General features: G+C 69.4%; 22 protein-coding genes and 4 pseudogenes. 9 read left to right on the forward strand and 17 right to left on the reverse strand.

The genetic code is table 11. From position 1 onward, the window contains the following. Positions 1–6: 6 nt before the first annotated feature. The 4 genes from ACGFT1_RS30975 to ACGFT1_RS30990 form a co-directional block, all read right to left on the reverse strand. Positions 7–618, reverse strand: a complete 612-nt coding sequence (locus ACGFT1_RS30975) for a TetR family transcriptional regulator (RefSeq protein ID WP_373912295.1) — start codon at positions 616–618, stop codon at positions 7–9. Between the two features lie 230 nt (positions 619–848). Then, entirely contained in the window at positions 849–1070 is a 222-nt protein-coding gene (locus tag ACGFT1_RS30980) for a hypothetical protein (protein WP_373912296.1), read from the reverse strand. 105 nt (positions 1071–1175) lie between these two features. After that, positions 1176–1469: a hypothetical protein gene (locus ACGFT1_RS30985; RefSeq protein WP_373912297.1), complete on the reverse strand. Its 294-nt coding sequence runs from the start codon at positions 1467–1469 to the stop codon at positions 1176–1178. Then, positions 1466–1657: a hypothetical protein gene (locus ACGFT1_RS30990; protein ID WP_373912298.1), complete on the reverse strand. Its 192-nt coding sequence runs from the start codon at positions 1655–1657 to the stop codon at positions 1466–1468. Before ACGFT1_RS30990 ends, ACGFT1_RS30985 begins: the two co-directional genes overlap by 4 nt. 307 nt (positions 1658–1964) lie before the next feature. On the opposite strand from ACGFT1_RS30990, the gene murJ reads away from it, so the two are divergent. After that, positions 1965–3647 carry a murein biosynthesis integral membrane protein MurJ gene (gene murJ, locus ACGFT1_RS30995; RefSeq protein WP_373912299.1) on the forward strand — a complete coding sequence of 561 codons (1683 nt, stop codon included), beginning with the start codon at positions 1965–1967 and terminating at the stop codon, positions 3645–3647. A gap of 40 nt (positions 3648–3687) precedes the next feature. Here the strand turns inward: murJ and ACGFT1_RS31000 are convergent. The 7 genes and pseudogenes from ACGFT1_RS31000 to ACGFT1_RS31030 form a co-directional block, all read right to left on the reverse strand. Then, a pseudogene (locus tag ACGFT1_RS31000) lies at positions 3688–4163 on the reverse strand (SDR family NAD(P)-dependent oxidoreductase); the annotation flags it as partial. A 62-nt stretch (positions 4164–4225) separates the two neighbouring features. Further along, positions 4226–4993, reverse strand: a complete 768-nt coding sequence (locus ACGFT1_RS31005; RefSeq protein WP_373912300.1) for a glucose 1-dehydrogenase — start codon at positions 4991–4993, stop codon at positions 4226–4228. A 45-nt stretch (positions 4994–5038) separates the two neighbouring features. Continuing rightward, the gene (locus ACGFT1_RS31010; RefSeq protein WP_373912301.1) at positions 5039–6295 is read right to left on the reverse strand and encodes an MFS transporter; all 1257 of its coding nucleotides are present in this window, start codon (positions 6293–6295) and stop codon (positions 5039–5041) included. A 52-nt stretch (positions 6296–6347) separates the two neighbouring features. Beyond that, positions 6348–6695, reverse strand: a complete 348-nt coding sequence (locus tag ACGFT1_RS31015) for a cyclophilin-like fold protein (RefSeq protein ID WP_373912302.1) — start codon at positions 6693–6695, stop codon at positions 6348–6350. A 209-nt stretch (positions 6696–6904) separates the two neighbouring features. Beyond that, positions 6905–7570, reverse strand: coding sequence for an SDR family NAD(P)-dependent oxidoreductase (locus tag ACGFT1_RS31020; protein WP_373912303.1), 666 nt, complete (start codon positions 7568–7570; stop codon positions 6905–6907). Between the two features lie 41 nt (positions 7571–7611). Beyond that, positions 7612–8022, reverse strand: a complete 411-nt coding sequence (locus ACGFT1_RS31025) for a cupin domain-containing protein (RefSeq protein WP_373912304.1) — start codon at positions 8020–8022, stop codon at positions 7612–7614. A 28-nt stretch (positions 8023–8050) separates the two neighbouring features. Next, a complete protein-coding gene (locus tag ACGFT1_RS31030) occupies positions 8051–9067 on the reverse strand; it encodes a zinc-dependent alcohol dehydrogenase family protein (RefSeq protein WP_373912305.1) in 1017 nt (338 codons plus the stop codon). A gap of 213 nt (positions 9068–9280) precedes the next feature. Here ACGFT1_RS31030 and ACGFT1_RS31035 point away from each other — a divergent pair, with 213 nt between their 5' ends. Together ACGFT1_RS31035 and ACGFT1_RS31040 are read left to right on the forward strand one after the other, a co-directional pair. Next, positions 9281–10165: a helix-turn-helix transcriptional regulator gene (locus ACGFT1_RS31035; protein ID WP_373912306.1), complete on the forward strand. Its 885-nt coding sequence runs from the start codon at positions 9281–9283 to the stop codon at positions 10163–10165. A gap of 54 nt (positions 10166–10219) precedes the next feature. Continuing rightward, on the forward strand, positions 10220–10447 hold the full coding sequence (locus ACGFT1_RS31040) for a hypothetical protein (RefSeq protein WP_373912307.1): 228 nt from the start codon (positions 10220–10222) through the stop codon (positions 10445–10447). A gap of 531 nt (positions 10448–10978) precedes the next feature. Here ACGFT1_RS31040 and ACGFT1_RS31045 read toward each other — a convergent pair. Together ACGFT1_RS31045 and ACGFT1_RS31050 are read right to left on the reverse strand one after the other, a co-directional pair. Then, positions 10979–11662: an NAD-dependent epimerase/dehydratase family protein gene (locus ACGFT1_RS31045; RefSeq protein ID WP_373912380.1), complete on the reverse strand. Its 684-nt coding sequence runs from the start codon at positions 11660–11662 to the stop codon at positions 10979–10981. Positions 11663–12184: 522 nt separating this feature from the next. After that, complete coding sequence (locus ACGFT1_RS31050) at positions 12185–13087, reverse strand: alpha/beta hydrolase (protein WP_373912308.1); 903 nt, start codon at positions 13085–13087, stop codon at positions 12185–12187. A gap of 41 nt (positions 13088–13128) precedes the next feature. Between ACGFT1_RS31050 and ACGFT1_RS31055 the strand changes: the two genes are divergently transcribed. After that, a complete protein-coding gene (locus ACGFT1_RS31055; RefSeq protein WP_373912309.1) occupies positions 13129–13602 on the forward strand; it encodes a MarR family winged helix-turn-helix transcriptional regulator in 474 nt (157 codons plus the stop codon). A 329-nt stretch (positions 13603–13931) separates the two neighbouring features. After that, positions 13932–14126 (forward strand): hypothetical protein, encoded by a 195-nt coding sequence (locus tag ACGFT1_RS31060; RefSeq protein ID WP_373912310.1) that lies wholly within the window; start codon positions 13932–13934, stop codon positions 14124–14126. A 312-nt stretch (positions 14127–14438) separates the two neighbouring features. Here the strand turns inward: ACGFT1_RS31060 and ACGFT1_RS31065 are convergent. Further along, positions 14439–14618 (reverse strand): annotated as a pseudogene (locus tag ACGFT1_RS31065) (hypothetical protein); the annotation flags it as partial. 20 nt (positions 14619–14638) lie between these two features. Here ACGFT1_RS31065 and ACGFT1_RS31070 point away from each other — a divergent pair. Genes ACGFT1_RS31070 through ACGFT1_RS31080 form a run of 3 tightly spaced genes read left to right on the forward strand, consistent with a single transcriptional unit; the run spans position 14639 to position 21274 of the window. Further along, complete coding sequence (locus ACGFT1_RS31070; RefSeq protein ID WP_373912311.1) at positions 14639–14884, forward strand: hypothetical protein; 246 nt, start codon at positions 14639–14641, stop codon at positions 14882–14884. After that, positions 14881–15894 (forward strand): AAA family ATPase, encoded by a 1014-nt coding sequence (locus ACGFT1_RS31075; RefSeq protein ID WP_373912312.1) that lies wholly within the window; start codon positions 14881–14883, stop codon positions 15892–15894. Before ACGFT1_RS31070 ends, ACGFT1_RS31075 begins: the two co-directional genes overlap by 4 nt. After that, the gene (locus tag ACGFT1_RS31080; protein ID WP_373912313.1) at positions 15887–21274 is read left to right on the forward strand and encodes an SAV_2336 N-terminal domain-related protein; all 5388 of its coding nucleotides are present in this window, start codon (positions 15887–15889) and stop codon (positions 21272–21274) included. Before ACGFT1_RS31075 ends, ACGFT1_RS31080 begins: the two co-directional genes overlap by 8 nt. Positions 21275–21556: 282 nt before the next feature. Here the strand turns inward: ACGFT1_RS31080 and ACGFT1_RS31085 are convergent. Together ACGFT1_RS31085 and ACGFT1_RS31090 are read right to left on the reverse strand one after the other, a co-directional pair. After that, positions 21557–21981, reverse strand: a pseudogene (locus tag ACGFT1_RS31085) (MFS transporter); the annotation flags it as partial. A gap of 267 nt (positions 21982–22248) precedes the next feature. Further along, positions 22249–22845 (reverse strand): annotated as a pseudogene (locus tag ACGFT1_RS31090) (helix-turn-helix domain-containing protein); the annotation flags it as partial. 116 nt (positions 22846–22961) lie between these two features. On the opposite strand from ACGFT1_RS31090, the gene ACGFT1_RS31095 reads away from it, so the two are divergent. Further along, complete coding sequence (locus ACGFT1_RS31095) at positions 22962–23645, forward strand: hypothetical protein (protein WP_373912314.1); 684 nt, start codon at positions 22962–22964, stop codon at positions 23643–23645. Positions 23646–24188: 543 nt separating this feature from the next. Here ACGFT1_RS31095 and ACGFT1_RS31100 read toward each other — a convergent pair. Continuing rightward, entirely contained in the window at positions 24189–24404 is a 216-nt protein-coding gene (locus tag ACGFT1_RS31100; RefSeq protein WP_373912315.1) for a hypothetical protein, read from the reverse strand. Between the last annotated feature and the right edge of the window lie 270 nt (positions 24405–24674).

Below are 24674 nucleotides of genomic sequence, written 5' to 3' on the forward strand. Positions count from 1 at the left end.
AGGGGCCTACGGAGTGGGAAGTCCGGTGGCCACCATGCGCAGAGCCCGGGGCAGCAGAACCTCCATCGGCTCGCCCGTGCCGCCTTGCACGAACAGCTCGAGGGCGACATTGTTCGCGGCCATCACGCTCGCGGCCACCAGGCGAGGGTAGAGATCGGACCCTGGATCCGTGCCCGTGCGGTCAGCGATCGCTGCGGCAAGCTCCTTCTCCGCGATCTTGCTCGCCCGCAGCATCTCGGCCTCCAGCGCGGGTTCGGCCAACATCACCCGCAGACCGGCCGCCCACTCATCGGACTCCTGGGGTGGCATGTGCTCCACCTCAAGGCCAGGCTCCAGTTGCCGTAGTGCCGCGCGAGTGATTGCCTCCCACAAGGGCTCGCCGGGCGGTCCGTGACGCAGCTCGGCCGCGAGCCGCAAGGAGCGCTCACGGTAGCGAAACGCGATCGCTTCGGCCTTGCTGGAGAAGTAGTTGTTGTAGGTGCGCGGAGACACGCCGACCGCCGCAGCGATGTCTTCGACCTTGACCGCACTCCACCCGCGCTCGACGGTGAGCCGGACTGCGGCCCAGCTCAGCGCTGTGCGCGTGGCTTCCTTCTTCCGTTCCCGAAGACCACTCATGCCATTCACACTAGCAGTAGGTGCGCGCTGCGCAAATATTCGTGCCACGCAATTTTCTACTCAGGGGGCTGCCGGCTCGAACTGGATGAGGCATTTGCCGCCCGATGCGCCAACGGGCCCTCGCTCGGCATCCAGCCGCCTCCGTGCACGACACCTGTCGCACATTAGACACAGGAGGGTTCATGCTTCTGACCGGGAAAGGCCTGGCGTCCTCCGCGTCCACTCGGCCCTCAAGCCCTGCAGAAGCGACGTGGTGCAGGCAGGCCTTGCGGACCGTCGGCGGTGCCGTGGGTGGTCTTCTCCTTGGTTGCCGGGTCCTCGTAGGTCACCGGGGCGTCGTCGGAGGCGCCCTTTACGCGGGCGCAGAAGTCGTTCTGGACCCAGAAGCCGCCGACCGCGCTGGCGGCGCGGGTCAGTCCGAGCAGGGCGGCGAAGACGGCGGGACGATGCATGCTCCTGATCTCGAAGAGGGTGAGGGAGCGGGGTGGCCGGCCCTTTGCCGATGCGCGGCCACCCGGCGGTCCCGACCCCGGTCGGTGTGGCCGGGGTCGGGACGTTCAGAGCGGGAGCTCGTTGTCCGGCCAGGCCGGGACGGGCAGAGCCGACGCGCAGTTCGCGCCGGTCCGGCCAGCAGCCGCACGCCTCCATCTCCGGGTTCGCGCCGTCGACCCCCAGCCGCCCGCGTCCCGGCAGTCGGGGCAGGAGCGGCGGGGCTGGGGCGTCAGCTCGATGCGGTGCCGGTCGGCGTGCAGCCGCCAGTGGCCGGCCTTGAGCACGGCGGCGGCCGTCGCCGCGGCGAGCGGGACGGCGGCGGCGATCAGCAGGGCGGCGCGCAGACGGCAGCCGGTCACCGCAGCGGGATGGCGCGGCAGTTGGCGGCGTGGTTGTTGGCGTCCGGCCGGATGCGGAACAGGAAGTCTTCCTCGGGCCGGTCGGAGGAGTCTCCGCAGCCGTGGCAGTTCCAGCGGTTCTTGTCCGAGCGCTCGCCGGGGCCGGTGACGTCCACGTAGCTTCCGCCGACCGTGATGAACCGGATCACCAGGTTCTTGGGCGGTCGGGCTCGGTGAAGGCGGCGAGGGGGGCGGTGCTCATGGGCGGTGGTCCTCTCGGATCAGGCGGCAAGCAGGTGCTTGGCCGGGGGAGCGATGTAGGAGGCGGGGTCGGCGGGCGTGCCGTCGAAGCACTCCAGGCAGGACCCAAGGTCTTCAGCGGTACTGGCGCAGAGCACTTGTTCCGTGGGTGTCGTATTCCTGTGGCGATAGCCGCGGCTCGGGGATGCTCACCGGGGCTGCTGTGTGACGACGACGAATTGGGGCCGTGGAACCCTGGGGACATAGGTTGACGGCATGGTGGACGGGACGAACTCCGCGGCGCAGACCATGCCGCAGGAGCAACAGGAACGGGGACGGCATGCCGCCCGACGCAAGAAGGACAAAGGCGGGCTGGCCCGCTCCTCGTTATTGATGGCTTTCGGCACGGTGGTGTCCCGGGCGACAGGGCTGATCCGCCAGGTGCTGCAGGCCGCGGCGCTAGGAACGGGCCTGCTGGCCAGCACGTACAACACGGCGAACACGGTGCCGACAAGCCTGTACACGCTGCTGATCGGTGGTGCGCTCAACGCCGTGCTGGTGCCGCAACTGGTGCGGGCTCGTGCAACGAATCCCGATGGTGGTCGGGCCTACGAGCAGCGTCTGGTCACGCTCGTGGTGTGCGTGCTGGGCGCGGGGACGACGCTGGCAGTATGGGCGGCGCCGCAAATCGTGGGCCTGTACATGCGAGACACCCCGGCAAGTCACGAGGCGTTCAAGCTGACGGTGACGTTCGCCCGGTTCCTGCTGCCGCAGATCTTCTTCTACGGGCTGTTCAGCATCTACGGGCAGGTGTTGAACGCCCGCGAGAAGTTCGGCGCGATGATGTGGACTCCGGTACTGAACAACCTCGTGCTGGTCGGCATGTTCGCTGCCTACCTGGGACTGATGACGGTGCCCGACCGGGTGGAGGACATCACCGCCAACCAGGTGCAGTTGCTGGGGATTGGGACGACGGCAGGCATCGCCCTGCAGGCCTTGGCGCTGATCCCGTTCGCACAGGCGGCTGGTTTCCGTTTCCGCCCACGGTTCGACTGGCGGGGCACCGGCCTGGGAAAGAGCGTCCACGCGGCGAAGTGGACGCTGCTGTTCGTCCTGGCCAACCAGGTCGCCCTGACAGTGGTCACGAACTACGCCAATGCCGCCGACCAGGAGCTGCCGCAGGCCGGCGCTGGCTACTCGGCCTACACCTACGCGCAGACCATCTGGATGCTGCCGCAGTCGATCGTGACGGTGTCCCTGGTGACGGCCTTGCTGCCGCGTATGAGCCGGGCCGTCGCTGAGGGGCGTATCCCGGATCTACGCGCGGACCTGTCCCGGGTGCTGCGGATCAGCGGCGTGGTCATCGTGCCCGCCGCGTTCCTCTTCCTCGCTCTGGGGCCGCAGATTTCATCGCTGCTGTTCGCTCACGGGGCGGCGGACGCCGCCTCAGCCCGCCCGCTGGGATACATGCTGCAGGCGTTCGGACTCGGGCTCATCCCTTTCTCCGCCCAGTACCTCTTGCTGCGCGGCTTCTACGCGTTCGAGGACACCCGCACTCCGTTCTTCATGGCGGCCTGGATCGCGGGGGTGAACATCGCCCTGGCCACCGCCTGTCATTTACTCCTGCCCGCCCGCTGGGCGGTCGTCGGTATGGCCGGGGCCTACACCCTCTCCTATGTGGCCGGTCTCGCACTCACCGCGCATCTGCTGCGCAGGAGGCTTGGGAGCCGTATCGACGACGGCGGCCTGCGCCGCACCTACGTGAAACTGTTCTGCGCCGCGGGCCCGGCTGCAGGGCTGGGGTGGTTTACGGCGCGTGCGTGCGCGGAGCTGGGAAGTGGAACGTGGCCTACGGCCATCGCACTGGTTGCCGGGGCGCTCGCAACAGCCATGGGATATCTCCTTCTCGCCCGGCTGATGAAGGTCAGCGAGTTGCGTCGCCTGCCCGGGATGCGTTGAGAAGCTGTGTCTGAGCCATACATGACAAAGTGATTTGGGCGTAGGCGGCGCGGCCGGGGTTGCCGACGAGACCGCCGAGGGAGGAGCAGTTGACGATGGCGCCGCTGCCCTGGTCGCGCAGGTGACGCAGTTCGTGCTTCGTGCTCGCCCAGATGCCGCGCAGGTTGATGTTCTGGACGCGGTCGAACTGCTCGGCGCTCTCGTCGGCGGCGTCGGTGGGCGGGGACATGATGCCGGCGTTGTTGTAGGCCATGTCGAGGCGGCCGAAGGTCTGAACGGTGCGGTCGACGGCGGCGGCGACCTGGCTCTCTTCGGTGATGTCGCAGACCAGGGCGAGGGTTTGGTGGCCGAGTCGGTGAGTTCCTTCGCCGCCTTGCGTACGGCGTTCTCGTCGATGTCGGCGAGGCCGACGGCAGCGCCCGCTTCGGCGAAGGCGCGGGCGGTGGCCAGTCCCATGCCGGAGGAGGTGCCAGTGACGAAGGCGACCCGGCCGGTGAAGTCGTAGGTGGGGTTCATGGAGATGGTTCCTCGCACGGGGTTTCGACGGAGTGGTCCTTCAGGCGGGGATGCCGGAAGGTTCAGGTGGTCTGGCCGCCGTCGACGACGAGGGCGGTGCCGGTGGTGAAGGCGGCGTCGTCGGAGCACAGCCACAGGACGGCGGAGGCGATTTCCTCGGGCCGGCCGAGACGGCCGACGGGTTCGTCGGCGATGAGTCCTTCGCGGCCGCCGGGGCGGGTATCGCCGAAGCGGCGGATCATCTCGGTGTCGATGATGCCGGGGCAGACGGCGTTGATGCGGATGGTGTCAGCGGCGTGGTCGAGGGCGGCTGAACGGGTGAAGCCGATGACCCCGTGTTTGGCGGCGGCGTAGGCGGCCTGGCCCTTGAAGCCCTTGACGCCGGCGCCGGAGGAGACGTTGACGATGGCTCCGCCGCCGTCCTGGCGGAGCATCTGCCGAACCTGTGCCCTGGTGCACAGGAACGCGCCGGTGAGGCTGACGCCCAGGATGCGGTCCCAGTCGTCCTTGGCGGTGTCGGCCACGGACTGGACGGGCTGTTCGACGCCCGCGTTGTTGAATGCGGCGTCCAGGCTCCCGAACTGCTCGACGGTGCGCTCGACGGCGGTCTGGACGTCTTCTTCGCTGGTGACGTCGCAGGTCAGAGTGAGGGCTTGTCCGCCGTCGGCCTTGATGAGGCGGGCGGTCTCGCGCAGCCCGTCGGCGGACTGGTCGACGAGGGCGACCCGTGCGCCGGCGCGGGCGAAGGCGAGGGCGGTGGAGCGGCCGATGCCGGCGGCGGCGCCGGTGACGAACGCGGCCTTGCCGTGGAAGTCGTAGGTGACGTTCATGTGAGTTCTCCTTCGATGGCCCAGGCGTGCGTGTGCGGACGGCTGTCAAGGGCGTGTCGGTGCCGGTGCGGGGGTGTTGTCCCGTGCACGGGCCGGTGTGGTGCGCGGGGCGACGATCCGCGCCGGACGTTTGGTGCCGCTGAGTGCGAGGGCGATGAGCGGCAGCAGGGTGAGGGTGGCGGAGACGGCTCCGATGAGGGCGGGTCCGGTCAGGCCGAGGGAGGAGTCCAGGGCTTGGCCGGCGAGGGCGGAGCCGGCGGCGATGCCGGTGTTGTATGCGGAGGTGGTCAGCGCCGAGGTGAGGGTGGGGGCGTCACCGGCGAAGCGGACGGCGAGGGAGGTGACGACCGGGTTGACTGTGAACCCGGCCAGCGCCATGACGAAGACCAGGGCGACGGCTGTGACCGGGCCGGTCGACAGGGGGATCAGCAGGAACAGGGTCAGGGCGGTCACGGTGGCGGCGGCGAGGGTGGTGGCCATGGGGTGGCGGTCACCCAGCCGGCCGCCGATGGCAGTACCGCCCAGCGCGCCGAGCCCGAAGACGACCAGGACCAGCGGGACGGCCCCGGCCGGGACACCGGCGCGGTCGATCAGCAGCGGGGTGATGTAGGTGTAGGTGGCCAGGACACCGCCCATGATCAGGACGGCGGCGGCCAGCGCCAGCCACAGCCGGCCCTGCCGCAGAGCACCGACCTCGGCCCGTACCGACATCTCGGCCCGCTGCCCCGTGGCGGGGATGAAGCGGCCGACGAACACGGACGCGAGTCCCGCGAGGACCGCGAGGGCCCAGAAGGGGCCGCGCCAGCCGGTGTACTGGCCGACGAAGGAGCCGATCGGCACGCCGACGACGTTGGCAAGGGTCAGGCCGCCCATCAGGACGCCCACAGCCCGGGTGCCCCGGGCCGGGCCCGCGGCGGCGGTGGCGATGACGAAGCCGACGGCCCAGAACGCGCCGGTGGCCAAAGCGGTCACCGCCCGGGCGGCCAGGACGACGGTGAAGGAGGAGCTCACGGCCGCGACGACGTGGCCGAGGGCGAAGACGGCCAGGGCCCAGACGAGGGTCAGGCGGCGGGGCAGGCGCAGGGTGGCCAGAGCCATGGTCGGGCCGCCGACGATCATGCCGATCGCGAAGGCGGTGATCAGCAGCCCGGCGTGGGAGACATTGACGCCGAGGTCACCGGCGATTGCCGGGAGCAGACCGGCGATGACGAACTCGGTGGTGCCCATCAGGAACGTCCCGGCGGCGAGCACCCAGACGACGAAGGGCAGCTTGCCCTCTCGGGTGCCGTCTGCGGAGGCCATAGAGGTACTTCTCTTTCTGTCGGGGATCCCGGGCGGTCGCCCAGGTCAGGAGTCAGGAGGCGGGTTCGATGGTGATGCGCGTCGCCCGGCCGAGTCGGTCGGTGCTGACATCGAGGTGGCCGAGGATGAGCAGATCGGCGGAGGGAGCGGGCCCGTCCCGGTAGAAGAGGGCGAGGTTGCCCCAGGGCGCGTAGTAGGCGATGTCGCCGACCGTGGCCGCGGCCGGTTCGGGGGCGCCGGAGGTGTCCAGCTCGCGCGGCAGGTCGGCGACCCGCTCCGTGCCGTGGAAGTCCTCAAGGCCCAAGGTGAGCGGCAGCAGCTCGGCGAAGGCGCGGGCGGCGGGACTGCCGTTCAGGGCGGCGTCGACGGGGCGGCCGTCGAGAGTGACCCGGATGTTCATGGACGTACTCCTCCCGGAGGCGGACGACGAGGGGGAGGCCGCCGGCTCCTGCTGCCCCGCCGAGGCGGCGGCAGAGGGCGTGGCGGCCGGGGCGCTCCCCTGCGTTCCGCTGGAGCAGGCGGTCACGGGCAGCAGCAGGACAGCCATCGAAGCGGCACAGCCCAGTCCGCGGCGGACTGCGGAGGTCACGAGCGGTGTCTTGAGGGTGATCAATTGGGCATGGGCTCGGCGTAGTGCCGGAAGGCGCCGCGCTCGGTGTGGATGGCATACAGGCGCTCGGCGAGCGCATCGGGGCTGGAGCGCTCGGCGTCCGGGTGGATCGCGCCCGGGACGATGAGCTGGGCGACGTGAATGTTCTCGGACGCGAGAGCGTCGTGGAGCATCGCCGCGTAAGCGCTCTCGGCGGCGAATGCGACCGAGGTACCGGCCACCTTGGGGTTCGGGCGTACGGCACTGCCGCCGTTGACGAACAGCAGCGTGCCCCGGCCCAGCTCCCGCATCCCCGGAAGAACGGCGTGCACACAGGTCACCGGCCCCTTGACGGAGAAGGCCAGCGGATCGTCCAAGTCGGCGGCGGTCGTCTCCAGGACCGGCTTCATGAAGTCGCCGCGGGGCACCGGGCTGAACTGGAGAACCTCGATCGGCCCCAGCTCCTTGGCTGCCGTGTCCAGGGCTGCGGTCAGAGAGGCGGGGTCGAGGACGTCGGCGGTGAAGCCGCGCGCCCGGATGCCCTCACCGTGGAGTTCGCCCGCGAGGGCGTCGAGGTGATCGGCGTCGCGGGAGAGGAGGGCGACGTGGTGGCCCGCGGCGCCGAACCGGCGGGCAATGGCCAGCCCCAAGCCGGGGCCGGCGCCGACGAGGGCGAACGTGGTCACAGTGAGCCTTTCAGGTGAGGCGGTGCGGACGCACCGCCGTGTCAATCGGTGGCCGGGGCGGCGGTGTACTCGTCGTCGGTCACGGGGTTCAGCCAGTGCACGACGTCGTGAGCGTCGTCGCCCTCGTTGATGGCCACGTGGACCATCAGCCGGTTCGGGGCGGCGCCGTGCCAGTGCTCCTCGTCCGCCTCGAACAGGACACGGTCACCGGGCCGGATGACCTCCACCGGTCCGCCGCGGCGCTGGCACAGGCCGACGCCCTCGGTGACGAAGACGGTCTGGCCCAGCGGGTGGCGGTGCCAGTGGGTGCGGGCTCCGGGCATGAAGTGCACCAGTGAGGCGGTGACCCGGGAGGGAGCCGGCGCGGCGGCGACCGGGTCGATGTAGACGTCGCCGGTGAACCAGTCGGCCGGGCCCTTGAGGGTGTCGAGCGAGCTGCGGATGATCTGCACGGGTGCTCCTTGTCAGATGGGAGGGGGATCAGGGCTTGAGGAGGGTCTTGATGGCGCGGCGCTCGTCCATCGCCTTGTAGCCCTCGGCGACCTGCTCCAGGGGCAGGGTGAGGTCGAAGACCTTGCCCGGGTCGATCCGGCGGGTGAGGACGCGGTCGATGAGGTCGGGCAGGTAGCGGCGTACGGGGGCGGGGCCGCCGCGCAGGCCGACGTGGGAGAAGAACAGTTCCTGCCCGTCGACGGCGACCTCGTGGGGAACGCCGACGATGCCGACGTTGCCGCCGGGCCGGGCAGAGTGCAGAGCCTGGCTCATGGCCTGGGCGGTGCCCACGCACTCCAGGACGCTGTCGGCGCCGATCCCGCCAGTCAACTCCTTGATCTTCTCGACTCCCTCGTCGCCGCGTTCGGTGACGATGTCGGTGGCGCCGAACTCGAGGGCGAGCTTCTGCCGGGACTCGTGCCGCGACATGGCGATGATCCGTTCCGCGCCCATCTCCTTCGCCGCGATCACCCCGCACAGGCCCACCGCGCCGTCACCGACGACCACGGCGGTCGAACCGGGCCGCACCTCGGCGGCATCCGCGGCCCACCAGCCGGTGCCCATCACGTCGGACACAGCCAGCAGACCGGGCCACAGCTCCTCGTCGGGCACCTCGTCGGTGGCGACCAGGGTGCCCTGGGCATTGGGGATGCGCACGTACTCGGCCTGGCAGGTGGACATGAACTCGCGGTGCAGACAGTTCGACTGGAACCCGTTGCGGCAGTTCGCGCAGGTGTTGTCCGAGGTGGCGAAAGAGCCGACGACGAACTGCCCAGGCCGCAGCGAGGTGACCTCGGAGCCGACCTCCTCCACGAAGCCCGCGTACTCGTGGCCCATCGGGTGCGGGTCACCGATCGGCTCGGCGCCCCGGTAGGGCCACAGGTCGGAACCGCACACGCAGGTGACGGCCGTGCGGATGATCGCGTCGGTGGGGTGAAGCAGCTTCGGGTCGTCCAGGGACTCGAAGCGGACGTCGCCGGGAGCGTGAATGATTGCGCCGCGCATAGATGAGCTTCCTTGGGCGTGTCGGGGCGGGCGATCCCGGATGCCGGGGTCGTCGCCGAGTGCAGGGCAAGGTGCAAGGTCCCGTCGTGGTGACCGGGTGAAAAGCAGCACGTCATCCAGGTAACCCGCTCTTCGCGCGGGGAGCGAGACACCGTCAAGGGGTGTACCGCCAGTGCATCCCTGTGGACGCGGGCGGGACGTACCGTCGAAGGCGTGGACAATCAAGCAGAGGTCCGCGAGTTCCTGTCCTCGCGGCGAGCCAAGATCACTCCCGAGCAGGCCGGCCTGCCCTCCGGGAGCCGCCGACGGGTGCCGGGCCTGCGCCGCAGCGAGGTCGCCGCGCTCGCCGATGTGAGCGTGGAGTACTACGCCAAGCTGGAACGCGGCAACCTCGCCGGCGTCTCCCCGGCCGTCCTCGAAGCCGTCGCCCGTGCGCTCCAGCTCGACGACGCCGAGCGCGCTCACCTGCTGAACCTCGCCCACGCCGCCGACGGCTCCGACGCCCTCACCCGCCCCCGGCGCCGCACCGCGCAGTGGAAGGCGCACCAGAGCCTGCAGTGGGTCCTGGACGCCGTCACCGCCGGCCCCGCCTTCGTGCGCAACGGCCGCATGGACCTGCTCGCCGCCAACGAGCTCGCCCGCGCTTTCTATGCCGACGTCTACGCCTCGGCCGGCAACCAGGCGAACCTGGCCCGCTTCCAGTTCCTCGACCCCGCCTCGCGCCGTTTCTACCCCGACTGGGACCTCGCCGCCGACATCGCCGTCGCCATCCTGCGCACCGAAGCTGGCCGCAACCCGCACGACAAGGACCTGCACGACCTCGTCGGCGAGCTGTCCACCCGCAGCGATGCCTTCCGCACCCGTTGGGGCGCCCACAACGTCCGCCACCACGGCACCGGCACCAAACGCTTCTACCACCAGGCCGTTGGCGACCTCACCCTCGCCTACGAAGGGCTCGAGATGGCCGCCGCACCCGGTCTCACCCTCACCATCTACACCGCCGAACCCGGCTCACCCAACGAAGAGGGCCTGCGCCTCCTCGCCTCCTGGGCCGCCACCCAGAACGTCAGCTCGCCCGCGGAGCAGGGCGCCGACTGACCGCCACCTGATTCCAGAGGCACGCTGCCGGAGTGGATCGGTGACGATGCCGGTGTGGATCGCGGCTGGCCCTTCGCCACCTGGCCGGTGCTCGCAAAGGCGCTCAGCCGCTGGGGGCGCATCCTGCTGACCGTCGTCCTGAGCGGCATCGGCCTTGTCGTATTCGCGGGCGGGCATGTCGCCTCGCGTGGCCCGGCGTCAGTCCGGTGTCTCGACGGCCGCGATCAAAGCCGGATAGGCGACGGCGCCCCCGTCACCGCCCTGGGGTTCCGCAGGCCCTGACCCCAGCACCACGCCCCCGCCAGCAACCGGCGGGGGCGTCATTGCGCGACCGCACCGGTTCTCAGCTAGGTCTAGGAGGTATGACGGCGAGCGCCCACGATGAGGCGATCGATGTGCCCACCGCATCCGATGCGCCGACGCCCTCTGTACGCGCATCGGGTGGAACAGGCGGGAGTGGCCGGCCACTCCAGCTCGCATCGTGCGGTGCGCCGGTGCGGTCGGCGGGAGTACTCCCGCCGAGCCCCACCGCTGGCCCGCACCGGGGGCACGGTGGAGTCCACCGTGGCCGTTCATCCCCGGCGGCGGCACCGCGCGGTGCACTCGGCCGGCCGCCGGGGAACTGCCGGGAGCGGCGCCGGACGGGCGGCACGTGGCCCTCGAAGCGCCCCGCGCCGCACGCAGCCACAACGACCCCGGCCAGGCGATCACCCGCGCCTTCGAACTTCTCGGAAGGGCTCGCAGACCCTCTCCCCGGACGGATGACCGCCGCCGCGGAACACCGCAGCCCAGGGCAGTGGGTGCTCCCCGTTCTCACCCTCCGTCCCCGTCCCCCAGTCGCTCGTCGCGGATCTCGGCCCACCGCAGCGCACTGCGCATGCCGTCCGCGATGCTGTGCCGGGGCACCCAGCCCAGCAGTCGCTCGGCCCGGTCGCTGCGGGTGAACGCGCCCGCCACGTCACCGGGCCGGGGACCAGTCTCGACCACGGCGACCGGTGGGGTGACCACGCTGTTGAAGGCGTCCACGAGTTCCCGGACCGTGGTGCCGGTCCCGGTGCCCAGGTTGATCACGGTGGACCTCGTGGGGCCGGTCAGGATGTCGTCGAAGCGCCGCAGCGCCGCCACATGAGCGGCTGCCAGATCCCAGACATGGATAGAGTCGCGGATGCCCGAACCGTCGCGCGTGGGCCAGTCCGTGCCCGTGATCCTGAACGGCTCCCCCGCGGCGTGCGCCTCCATGAGCTTGCCCACCGCATGGCTGGGACGCCGCACCTGCAGGCCCGTGCGGTACTCGGGATCCGCGCCGACCGGGTTGAAGTAGCGCAGGGACAGCACCCGGATTGGCTGGGTGGCGGCGATGTCGGCGAACATGCTCTCGCACACCGCCTTGGTCCGCGCGTAGGGGCTCAGGCCGGCACCGCTCCCGTCGAATGCACGCGTGACCCGGACGACGCGGTCACGGTGGAAAGTCCGTCGGACGCATGCCGCGTACGTGATCCCGGCCGACGGTTGCCCGCGGCCGGTCCGAGCACCCGTTGTGCGTGATCATCAGCGCGCGGTTCGTGGGTCACCCCTTGGCCGGCCAGTCCTGTCACGGGGATAGACATGACAGATCACTCGTGGTGTCATGCCGTTCGGCGCCGGCGCCGTCCATGTCCGCGCTGTCGGCGGAGGTGGCCGCAGGCGGGGCGGCGGAGGGTCCCGGCACGGCAGCGGGTTGCGGGGGCCCGGCGGCCGGAGCGCGGCCGACGCCACCGCCCGCCGGTGCCGCGGTAGTGGGGGTTGATCGGCCGAAGTAGTGCGGGTCGAGCGCGGAGACGCCGGTGGCCGGATTCGACGCCCATGTGGCAACTCGGTGCCCAGGCATGACCGGACGAAAGCGTGATGGCGGGGCCCGCATGTGATCGACACCGGTGGCGTCGACGTCTTCCTCGGCCTGGACGTCGGCAAGGGCGAACTCCGCCGATGACATGGCCGCGGTCTCGGGGCGATGCCCGTCGCACTGGTGCGGTTGAGGCGTCAGCGGGTGGGGATGTGCTGGGTGAGGAAGAGTGCGGCGCGGTCGAGTGCCTGGTCGGCTTCGTCGAGGGTGCCGCCGGCGAAGGCCTGGAAGACGTGGGGGGCGTCGGCGGTGATGTCGAGGATGACGTCGACTCCGGCGTCGCGTGCGCGGGTGGCGAGGCGGGTGGAATCGTCGAGGAGGATCTCGTTGGTGCCCACCTGGATGAGCAGCGGGGGAAACCCGGTCAGGTCAGCGAAGAGGGCCGGACTGAGCAGTGGCTGCTCGGGGTCCTGGCCGGCGAGGTACATGGCTCCGGTGTGCATCACGGCCTCGCGGTTGAAGATCGGATCGATGCCGTCCTTGGTCGTCATGCTCTCCCCGGTACGGGTGGCGTCCAATCCCGGGGAGAAGGCCACGATCGCGGCGGGCAGCGGAAGCCCCGCGTCGCGGGCGGCCAAGGCGGTGGTGACCGAGTAGCCGCCGCCGGCGGAGTCCCCGGCAAATGCGATGGCGGACGGGTCCAGGCCGCTGTCGAGGAGGGCACGGTAAGCGCTCAGGTTGTCTTGCAGACCAGCCGGGAAGGGGTGCTCTGGGGCCAGCCGGTAGTCCACCGAGTACGAGTCGAACCCTGTCCTCGAGACGAGCTGCGCGGTCAGCGACAGCGCGGTCTCGGGGGAGCCGAAGACGAAACCGCCACCGTGGAAGTACAGGATCGTGCCCGGGCGGGCGCCGTTGTCCGGTGTGACGTGCAGGGCGCGTCGGCTGCCGAGCGTGGTCGAAGTGGTGCGGACGCCGTCCGGCACGATCATCGTGTCCATGAGTGCCCTGAACCCGGCGCGCAGCTCCTCGACGGAGCGCTGGCCCTCGGGTCGGGGCTGGCGGAGCATCGCGTCGACCTTGGCGAGCTGTTCCTTGCTCATCTGCTTCCTCCTGTGGAATGGCTTCCTCTACACTATATGCCGTGGCATATAAATCAGCCGGCGTCGCCGACCTTCAGAGCTTCTTCGCGGATCTCGTCCGGTGCGAGACACGCCTGTACAACGCGCTGAACGACCGCCTGCGCGAGCGGCACGGGATCGTGACGTCCCAGTTCGAGTTCCTGCGATTCCTGCGCGAGCACCCGGGGTCCCGGGTGGCCGACCTCGCCGCGGAATTCGCCATCGGCGTCGGCGCGACCAGCAAGAGTGCCGACCGCCTGGAGAAGCAGGGATGGATCGTCCGCCAGACCAACCCGGCGGACCGCAGGTCCTCGCTTCTGGCGCTGACGGACGACGGCTCACAGCTCCTCGATGCCGCCGAGACCACTTTCGCCGCAGACCTGAGCGAGCTGGTCGAAGGAGCCCTCGACCAGTCCACGACGGCCGCCGCCGCCAAGGCCCTCCGCCAGCTGCGCTCCGCACTCGAACGCGACCAGGTCGGCACCCCCACCGGCTGAAAGCACCAGCCCAGCCAACGGCTCGACGCCCGGTCGCCGGCACAGGCGTGGCCGACCGCGGCGTCCTGCGACCGGGAACCTGGCCACGGGGGTCACCAACCGGCACCAGGCCGAGGACGCCGTACAGCAGATCATCGTGCGATTCGGACGGCTGATAGACACCCTGTGGCCGGAAAGCCAACAGCACGGCCTGCGATCGAAGCGGCGCAAGCTCCCATGACCAGACCAGCGCCCACGGCGAGCGGCCCATCCGCGCCTTCGACTACCTCCGTGCCGTCAACGCCGACGACATCGAAACCGCCTGCGAGTTCGCCGGTACCGAACCGCGGATGCCCGAGCTGCTCGTCGACACCGCGACGCGGATCGTCGTCCCAGTCACCGCGCAGCCCGGCCCGGAGGTGGGTGAGCCGTGCTCGGACACTCTCGCCCTGGAGGCCCGCCGGCGCGTCTTCGTCACCTCGCTGCGGATCTGGGCGCAGACCGGGACGGACACGGCGGAAGGAATCCTCCCCCCAGCACGGTGAGGAGGTCGGGGCCGCCCAAGGCAGCGATGCGGAGCAGCTGAAGTGCGGCCCGCACCCGGCCCTCGTAAGAGGACAGGACCGACGACCGGCAACGACGGCCAGTCTCCGACAGTGCCAAGTATGCGCGCCAGGGAGGAGGCCGCCCGGGCGACGGCGCGCGGAGCAGCAGCCGCGGCCGTCGCTCATCGGTCACCAAGGCGGGAACGCGCACGGACGCGGGTCAAGTCTCGCGGCCCTGCCACAGCGCATCACCTGCGCGCACCCCGGCGGCACTGGCCGGCAGCCCGGGCTGTGGGGCGGTTGTCGCTGGATTCAGGGCGTGAGGTCCAGCACGCGGACCAGGTCGCCGGCCCACCGGTGCGGGGCGGTGGTGGCGATGATCGCACCATCGGGACGGTCAGGGGTGGGCTGGGCCGCGTACTGGCTGTGCGCGGCGGCCCAGGTCTCCTGCCGCGCGAGGGCCAGGGCGGCAGCCAGATCCAGATCGACGGACGATCCTCCACACCCCGGCCTTGATCTGGCCCCGGCAGGGGAGCGTCAGCGACGCAGGGGCGCTGCAGGATGCGGTCGCGGAACATTGGGACTCGCTGCCGGAGAAACTCCTGCGCGCCTTCCAGGAGCGGCTGGACGGTGTTCCCGGTCATCTGGCTGATATCCGTACGACATGGCACGACGCGCACTGGCAGGACTTCTGCCAGCGGCGCGCCGGCCGGGCGGTCGTCGCCCCGCAAGACGTGACGCCGAAGGAGCAGGCATGAACTGGACGCCGTACTACACGGGTACGGGAAGCATTCCTGAGCAGCCTCAGAGGCTTCCTCCCCCGCCTCCGTGGCGTGCGCCGACGGGCACGGCAGGTACGGCTGACGCAGTACGGTCACCGTCCCCGGCGAGCACGTACCGCGCGGATCCCGAACTGGTCGACGCGGTCAACGCCGCGCTCCATCTGCGCCGGCCTCTGCTGCTGACCGGGCCGGCCGGCTCCGGGAAGTCCTCCGTCATTGAGCAGATCGCCGCCGAACTCGGGCTCGGGAGCGTGCTGCGCTGGCACATCACCTCCCGCAGCACCCTCGCCGACGCGCTCTACCGCTACGACGCCCTGGGCCGTATCCACGCCTACAACCTCCGCGCCGTCGACCGTCCCGCCATGTCCAAGCACGGACGGGCCGCGCGCCGCGCCAGCCGTGCCGCACGCGATGACATCGGGGACTTCGTCCAACTCGGCCCTCTGGGCACAGCCCTGCTGCCCGGTCGACACCTCCCCCGCGCCCTGCTGATCGACGAGATCGACAAGAGCGATCTGGACCTACCGAGCGACCTCCTCGACGTTCTGGAACGCGGACGTTTTGAGATTCCCGAACTGGCCCGGCATTCGAGGAGCCACGTCACCGTCCGCACCGCCGATTCCGGTATCCGCCATGACGTCGAAAACGGCCTGGTGGAGTGCGCACAGTTCCCGGTCATCGTCCTCACCAGCAACGGCGAACGCGACTTCCCCGCCCCGTTCCTGCGGCGCTGTGTGCGCTTCGACATGCCCGCGCTCACAGTCGCGACCCTCACCGGCATCGTCGAGGCCCACCTGGAGAAGATCGAGGAAGACACCACCCACACCCTGGTGACCGCTTTCGTAGACCGCCTGAACCGCGGCGAGAACCTTGCCGTCGACCAGCTACTCAGCGCCGTCCACCTGCTGCGCGGCGACCGCATCCAGGACGAGGAGCAGCGGACACGGCTGCAGGAGCTGCTCTTCCGAGGCCTCGGGCGTGGCTGAGAACCGGGCCGCACAGCTGCTGGCCGCCCTGTCCCGTGCCGGCCTGGACGACATCCATGCCGGCGCGCAGGGGGACATCCGGGAGGCCCTCGACGCTCTTGTTCTCGCCGCCGCCAGATCCGGCGCCACAGAGATGGAGGACCTGACCGCCGATCCACCCCCGGCCGCCGAAGAGCCATCCGCCGATGCGCCCCTACAGTGCGACGCGGACACCGACGACCCCTGCGATGACCCGGCCCCTGAACACGGTGCAGATGCAGGCGCTGCAGGGGCTGCCTCGGTCTGGCTGAAGGACGACAGCAGCAGTCACCTGGTCCCCGGAAGCTCTGTGAGCATCGGCCGCGCCCCGGCTCTGCCGAACGCTCTCGACATCGGCCGGGCCCTGCGCCCGCTGCGCCGCTTCCGACCGTCCCGGGTTCACCAGCGCCTCGACCTGGACGCCACCGTCGAGCACTACACCCGAACCGGTGTCCTCGTCCCCCAACTCGCACCGGCCCCAGAGCCCTGGCTGGAGGCCGTCCTGGTCGTGGACCGCGGCACCTCAATGGCCGTCTGGAACGAGACGTCACTCGCTCTCACGCAGATGCTGCGCACCCTGTCCGCCTTCCGCAGCATCCGCGTGTGGCACCTCGAACATCCACCACAGGCCGAGCCCGTCCTGCACGACCACAACGGCCAGCCCCTGCCCATGGACCCGTCCGATCCCCGCCACAGCCAGCCCGCCCACCGACTCCTCCTCGTCATCTCCGACTGCGCGGCTCCCGCCTGGCGCCAAAACAACCTGTGGAAGACACTCCACACCTGGGGCCGGACGGCACCCGTGGCCCTGATCAACCCTCTTCCCAAACGCCTGTGGCAACGCTCCGGTCTCGACCTGCCCCGGACCACCGCAACCGCCTCGGTCCCGGCATCCCCCGGACGGCTTCTCGCCTATCGCCGCCCCCGCCTCTTCCGCGACGACGCCCCGGGAACTCAGCCCTGGCAGGCGCTGCCCGTGCTGCAGATGGACGCCCAGCACATCCTCGCCTGGACACGCACCGTGATGCGCACCGACCTCAGCGGCTGTGAAGCCGTCCTCGTCCCGGCCTCCGGACGCATGCCCCCCAGACACCGCAGTCGACGGCAGAGCGCCGCCGAGCCCGATGCGCCGGCCACCGACGCACACGTCACCGCCGCGGCCCAAGCCTTCACGGACAGCCTGCACTCCCCCGCCGTCCGGCTGGCGATCGCCGCCTCATCACTCGATGTGTTCACCCTTCCCGTTCTCGACGTCCTCCGTGAGCGCCTCATCCCGGACGCTGCCCTGGCCGACACCGCGGAATTCCTCACCGCCGGACTGCTCACGGCGACACGGCACGAGAACGCAGACATCGTCTACCGGTTCCACCCGGCTGCGGCGGAGCACCTGCGCGGGCTGCTGAGCCGCGACCAGGCGTGGGACGCCCACTTCGCCCTCACCGACCATCTCAAGGCTCACCCTCAGGCCCCGCACGGAATCGTCGCCGCGCTTCACTCACCCACAAGCCAGGAGATGCTGCCCACCGGACTGCGGCCGGTCGCCCAAGCGGCTGCGGCAACGGCGCGCCTTTTGGGGGTCGAGCCCACCGAGCCGTACTCCGGTCCCGACGCCCCGGCCGGCCTCACGGCCCGGTTCGGCGATGACGAGAAGGACGAGGCCCAGCAGACCCCCGCGCCTGCGGTGCCGGACGATCCCCCCAAGCCTGCACCGGACACGGAAGTCGCCCCCAACGGGCCCCCGTTCGGCGGGGCGGTCAGGTTGTATCCCCACCAGCGCGACATGCTTGACCTTCTGAACGCCGAGCGCGAACTCCACGACCGGCACCGTAATCTCCTCGTCGCTCCCCCCGGCACCGGCAAGACCGCCATGGCCGCCTTCGACTACCAGCACCTGCGCGAGCAGCACCAGCAAGACCTGAGTCTGCTCTTCGTGGCAGGCTCGGTGGCAGCAGTGGACCAAGCGCGCCGGGCCTACCGAACCGTCCTCGCAAACCCGCGGTTCGGAGAGTTCCTGCACGGGGCGGAGACCCTCGAGCGGGGGCATCACGTGTTCGCCACGTGGCAGTCCCTCAACCGAGTCATGGACCAGCTGCCACCTGATCACTTCGATGTGATCATCATCGACGACTCCCACGCCATAGGAACGCGGATGTTCGCCAACATCCTGGAGCGCCTCGCGCCGAAGGAGTTGCTCGTCCTCACGGCGGCTCCCGAACGGGCGAACGGCCCCGGCCTCCACGAGGTGTTCTTCGAAGGTCGTATCGCTGCGGAGATGCGTCTTCCGGACGCTCTGGCAAGTGATCTGCTGTCTCCCGTCCACTACTTCGGCTTTGCAGACGGCACCGACCTTCAAGGGCTGGACTGGAAAGGGGGACGGTACGACCCAGCTTCGCTGAACGACCTGCTGACCGCTAACGACGCGCGAGCGGGGCTGGTCATCCGCACTGTCCGGGACACGGTTCCCGACGTGAGGGCCATGCGGGCCGTGGGCTTCTGCGAGTCCGTGGCACACGCCGAATTCATGACTCGGCGCTTCCGTGACGCCGGCTACCATGCCGCTACTCTCACAGCGAGGGACCGCCTGGCAACGCGCCAGGAGACGCTTTCCTCTCTCAGGAGCGGCGACTTGCAGGTCGTCTTCGGTGTCGACGCGCTCAGCGAAGGCATCCACATTCCCGAGGTGGACACCCTGCTCCTGCTGCGGCCACCGTCCAGTACGACTCGGTTCCTGCGGCAACTGAGTGTCGGCCTTCTACGCTTCCCGGGCAAGCGCGTACTCACCGTGCTCGACTTCATCGGTCAGCACCGCAAGGAGGTTCGCCTCGGCGACCAGTTCCGGGCCATGACGGATCTGACGGCCAGGCAGCTGCTCGACCATCTTGAGCACGGCGCCCCCCGGCTCGGCTCCGGCTTCACGATCACCTTTGACGAGAAGGCCAAGCTTCTCGTCACCGACAGCCTCAGAGAGCAGGTTCACGGCAGCGCCACCGACCCGGAAGACGGCAGCCGGGTAGGCGAGGAACAGCCGCCCGCAGAGCATCTGACGGCGCCGGTCGCGGATCTGTCTACGGACACCGACCCGCCGTCCGGCCCCCCGGCCATGGACCAGCCAGGGGCCTTCGATCAGTCCCCGCGTGTCGTCATGGTGAGAGGGGTGAACAGCACAGCCACAGGCAATGAAGCTGGCATCATGCTGACCCCCCGTCTCGTGCTGACGTGCGCCCACATGGCGGATGCCGCGGGGTCGCGGTCGCGAATCGTGGGCCCGGACGGCACGGAGATCACCTTCCGAACCGTGTGGAAGGGGCAGGGGGTGGACGCCGCCCTGGTGCTCACGGACGAGAACATCCTCGACAGCGACGACTGGGAGCGACTTCTGCCGCTCCGACTGGAGTGGGGGCGCCTGCCCCAAGGGCTCATGTCCCCCGTGCGCGTCGCCGGCTTCGGACGGTCGGGCGAACCAACTGAGCTGAGCGGGCAGGCACGGCCTACTGACGTGAGGCTCATCATCGAAGGCACAGAGCCCTTCACAGCAGGCGCGTTGGCGACGTCGCCGGGTGCACTCGTGTCCTGCGACGGCTTCTTCGCGGGAATGGTCACCCGCCGGCACCCCCAGCGTCCCCAGCTCATGGCGTTGCCTGCTGCGCTCCTCCTCCAAGACCAGGGCTTCCGCCGGACACTGGCGACACACATGACGACGCCGTACAAGCTGGAGGACATAGGAAGCGGGCCGCCCGACGATTCCTCGACCGCATCAAATGCCGTGTGCCTCGCCATCGAAGTGCACATTGTCAGCGGTAGGAGCGGCACAGACGCTCCCCACCTGGAACTGGAGTTGGCGCAGGGCATCAGGGATTCCCTGACCGCGATCATGCGCCGCGCAGGTATCGACGGTGCAGTCGCCGAGGAACCGGTGGCGGCTGATCGGAGAGTAGATCTGCTGGTGAAGCTCGACGGCCCGACGCCCATGCAGGACATGGGCCGCGTGTTGGCCGAACTGCAGACCGCCGTCGTCGCGCAACACGATGTGACGATCGAGGTGGGGGCCTCCTTTGGAGAGGTGCTGGACACGCGCCGGGGTCTTATCGGTGAAGCCGTGTCGCAGGCCGTCCGGCTCGCCAGCAACACGTTCTTCAGGGAGCAGGTGCACCAGGCCGAGCTCTTCGCCGACTCACCCGTGCACCTCGCCGTGTCCAACACCCTGCGCGCCCTGATGGCGGAGATGCTGGATCCGGCTTTGGAGGACCGGTTTGTGCCGCTCAAGCCGAGTGCTCGACCCGATCCCGAAGCCGACTGGCTTTACGAGGGATCCACCGCGGAACTGGGAAGAGCGCTCACGGCCAGTTCTGCACGCAAGAGCACCCCTCCAAAGGTCAGCTCCTACCGGGATCGCCTGGACATGACACAGCGGGCCCACGCCGATGCGAAGAAGAAGGTCAGCGAATTCCGGGCAAGGGAAAACGACCGACGAGCAAAGGCGACAAGAGAGCGGTCGGCCGCAGCCAGAACGACGAGTGTCACCAGCCAGACGGCCAGGCTGCGCAGCGCGCAGCGGCACGACGCCGAAGCGAACAGAGCCGCTCGCGAGGCAGGTATCTGGAGTGCGAAGGTAGACAGGTACGCCAGGGATGCGGCGGACCTGGCCGCAAAGCTCGCCAAGGCGGAGCAGGCCGAGCGTCGTGCCGCTGCCGGTCCGGCCGGGACGCAGAGTCGTCTGTCGACAACCAAGGGAGAGGTACGCAGCGCGCCGAAGAAGCTTCGGGCTCCAATTCCGGAAAAACTACGAGTGTTGCTACTGGGCGCCACCTCTGACGGCGACCTGCGTATCGCGCGGGAACACCAGAGGATCCGTGCGGCCGTGCAAAGTGCCACGCACCACGACCTCATCGAGCTCGAAGCCCACCCGGCTCCGACCACCGACATGTTGCTGGACGCGCTCAGCCGGTTCCGCCCGCACGTCGTGCACCTCTCTAGCCATAGCACCAACGAGCAGGGCGACGTTTTTCACGGGCACGTCATCGCCAGCGCCGATGCCCTAGCACGGGCCATCGCGGCCGTCGACGACAAGCCGCTGATCGTGCTGCTCAACTCCTCCCTCTCCGAAGTTCAAATCACCCAACTCGTCGCCGCCGTCCCCTTCGTCATCGCAATGCCTGCCTCCATCGGTGACGTCGACGCCATCACCTACGCCGCTCGGTTCTACGCCGCCATCTCCGACGGCCAGTCCGTCCATGCCGCTCACCGCCTCAGCCGTGTCGCCGTCGAGATGAACGGCCTAACCAGCCACGACCTACCAACTTTGAGCTACGCAGCCGACATCGACCCCCGCACCACGAAGCTGGTGACGCCACCCCCGGTGTAAGGCCTCCGGGAAGAAACCCGGGGTCTATCATGATCATGATCGACCCGAAAGGTAGCCGGATTCGCCTGCCGTCGCTCGACGCAAGAAGGTGCACACCATGCAGCCGGATCGTTAGCGACTGGTCTCGAGGTCGTTGAGGACGGCGAGGACTGGGCCCCAGCACATGCCGACGGTGTCGCGGTCGGGTGTGACGCCTCGTTCTTGTTGGCGCAGGTGGACGAAGACATCACCGCGCCTCTACCCGTACGTTTCGTGTACTGATCGCGTGCATTTGGCGTACCTCCGGCGTGCCCGTCGGGTACTCGCGTGAATCAGTGCGGAGTAGTTCTGGAGTGCCATGAACCCGGCCGCCATACCCTGGGCGAGGCGGGCCACCACCAGCAGCGTGATGTCGGGAGCCGCTCCGCAGGCCGCGCTGCAGATATCGAAACCGCTCAGAGCCAGCAGGAATGCGCCGCCGGTCCAGGGCGTCGCCCAGCCGGCCGGCGGTGACGAGGGCCAGGGCGAAGGTGGGGGGCGTACCCGGACACCACCCACTGCACCTGCGCGGGGGAAGCGTGCAGGTCACGCTGGACGGGGGCAGTGCTACCGCCACGATCGTCACGTCGAGCAGGCTCATGAAGCCGGCCACCTGTAGTGACCCGCAGGGCCCGCCACCGGCGCGGATCCGGCTGAAATGACGATGGCTTGGGCGTTGGTGGGGCCAGACCTGGCCGCCCTCCGAGAGCGGGTCGTTGTAGGGGGCGACCAGCAGGACGGCCGTGTGGCGAGGATCTTAGTGGTCGGCTCCAGAAGTCCTTCGGGGGTTGATCACGCCGCGAGAGCGATGGAGGATTCTTTTGAGTGATCGGCGGTGTGCCGGTCGAGCCTGGCCAGCAGATCGTCCAGGTCGGAAGTGGTGAACTTCCACTGGAACGGCTGTGCCGTGGCGTTGTGGCGGCCAGGTAGGCCAGTGCGCCACCACGCCGGTATTCGTGGTTGACCCGCATTGCACGGGCCTGGCCCGGGGCCAGAGTGGGATGGCAGCGGCAGCGGGCTTGCACGGACGTCTTCTCATCGCTGGAGATCACGTAGTCGTCCTCGTCCAGCGGGACGCCGTCAAAGACGCGGGCGTACAGGTCCATGATGCGGGCGGCCTTGGGTTGGAAGTCCGGGTCTCGGATGAAGATCCAGGACCGGTACTGCCAGGGCTTGAGCACGTCGTCCTTGAGCCAGCGCCGCACGGTGGAGGCCGAGATCGAGCCGACGATGGCGCGGGCCACGACCTCGCGCGCCAGTTCCGGACACGACCAACGAGACAGCGGGGTGCCGGTCTCGGCGGGCAGTTGGCAGGCCAGCGCCTTGACCTCGGCGACCTGCACCGGGGTGAAGCGCCGCGGGCGACCTGAACGCTTGCGGTCGGCCAGCGCGGGCAGGCCGCCTTCGGCGAACCGGGCACGCCAGGTGCGCACCGTGTCAACGTGCGTGCCCGTCGTGACGGCGATCCTCGCGTTCGGGCGACCCCGGGCCGCGAGCAGCACGATTGTGGCCCGCTGCCGGTCCTGATGCGGGGTCTTGTGGCCGTAGGCCATCTTCTTGAGCCGGTGGCGCTGGGAAGTGGTCAGGGCTATCGGGCAGGCAGCGGCAGCGGCAGCGGCAGCGGCAGCGGCAGCGGCAGCGGGCACATTATCGCGATTATCCGGTAACGATGGCCGGCTGTGTGGCAGGCACGAGGCTGAACGTGGAGCGCGGCTCGGCGTGCGCGGCGCGGCGCGGCGCGGCCATGAGGCTCTACTGTGAGCACGGCGCTCGCTCGACCGGATCTTCCACCATGAGGGGAACTCAATTGGCTGTCCCATGGGACCTCCTGATATCCACCGCAGGTGGCGTTGCCGCCACCGTCGTAGGCGTTATCGCTGGCGGGATCGTCGGGCGACGCGGCCAGAATCGGCAGTGGCTGCAAGGGACACAGACTGTCGCCTACGAGAGGTTTCTGCAGGCGTTCGGCGCCGTGGAAGCTGAGCTGCGCGAAGCGTTCCTTGAGGAGCGCCAGCCTGCCCCTGCCATCTGGGGGCCGTTCAACGCCGGAGTGCAGTCGTTGAGCCTGGTCGCAACCCGTGAGGCCGCCGGCGCGACTTTGGAGCTCTGCGATGTCGTGGAGGATTTCACCCTCCTGTTCCACGGTCGCCACGGTCGCCAGCCCACCGACCTTGAGCAGCTTCGGCCGATTCACAGCGCGCTGGAGGAGGCACACCTGAAGTTCGTCAACGCGGCTCGACGCTCGCTCGACCCGTCGCAAGAGCGCCTTGACCAAACGCTGGGTGGCCCATCGCCGTGGCGCGGCATCGTCTCCTTCTACGCCCTGGGAGCTGTCCCCGACAGGGCAGAGTAGAAGCACGCTTGTCGGCATCACGCGCCACCCAGCGTGCTCTGTGCTGACGTCGGCGCTGGTCCACCGATGAGCGGTGAGGAATGAACGCCGTCTGTGCGCCCATCGCCTTCGTACCTCTCGGCTTCCTGCCGCTCGCGCCAACGGCAGCATCGTCGAGCAGCCTCTGTTTCCCCGGCCGGGCCGATGAGGACAGGCGGTGCAGGTAGGCGCGGGCTGCCTCGCCCGCGTCCGGCGCACCCTCGTCGAACTGGTCAGCAACCTCGTCGCCGTCCACCCCGACCACCGCGGCCAAGAGATCACCAGCCGCATCCACACCCACGTCGCGGAACGTCGTTGGATTTCCGCGTTCGCTTCGGCTTGTCTGTCGTCTTCGTGGCCAGCCGGTAGGCGACGCCTGGTAGGCCATCAACGCCAGCAGGGGGATCTGACGCCAGCTGTGATGCCCGGCCACCCGAAACTGCCCCGAACCCGTCGAAGGGGTGCCCAGCAGCACCGGGATCTTCCCCTGGGGATCCACGGTGACGGTGATGGTCTGGCCAGCCTTCAGCCCGTCCCCGGACACTCCGCCAGGGGCTGTACCGACGGATCGGCCAGCTGTGCGACGTGAGTCGGCGCATCGGCACCCTGGTCGACCCAATACACCTTGGTCACCGTCGCCCGATCCACCCGGCCGTCGGCGTGCAGCGCCCGCTGGTCCAGGCCCGAAATGGTCAGGTGCATCACGATCAGAGCACCGATGGGCGCCACGATCACCGCCACGACGCCCAGCCCTTGGGCTCTTCCATGCCCGGCACCATCAGCGCGAGGAGAAAGAAGGCCAGGAGATAGAGCGCCGGATACACGAGCAACGTCAGCCAGATGTCTGCGTGACGTGCAGAAGGATGCCGGCGCCGACCTCAACGCCCAGGAACACCACCGTCAAACGCACCGGGAGAAAAGCAGCCAGGCCCATGGGACGGCCCCGCGTCAGTATTCGTCCGGCCACAACACCCCCACGATCGAATGTTCTGCGTCAACCCGCAGCCAAGA

Origin of the sequence: Streptomyces sp. Y20, from assembly GCF_043195475.1 — a bacterium.
Classification (GTDB): Bacteria; Actinomycetota; Actinomycetes; order Streptomycetales; family Streptomycetaceae; genus Streptomyces.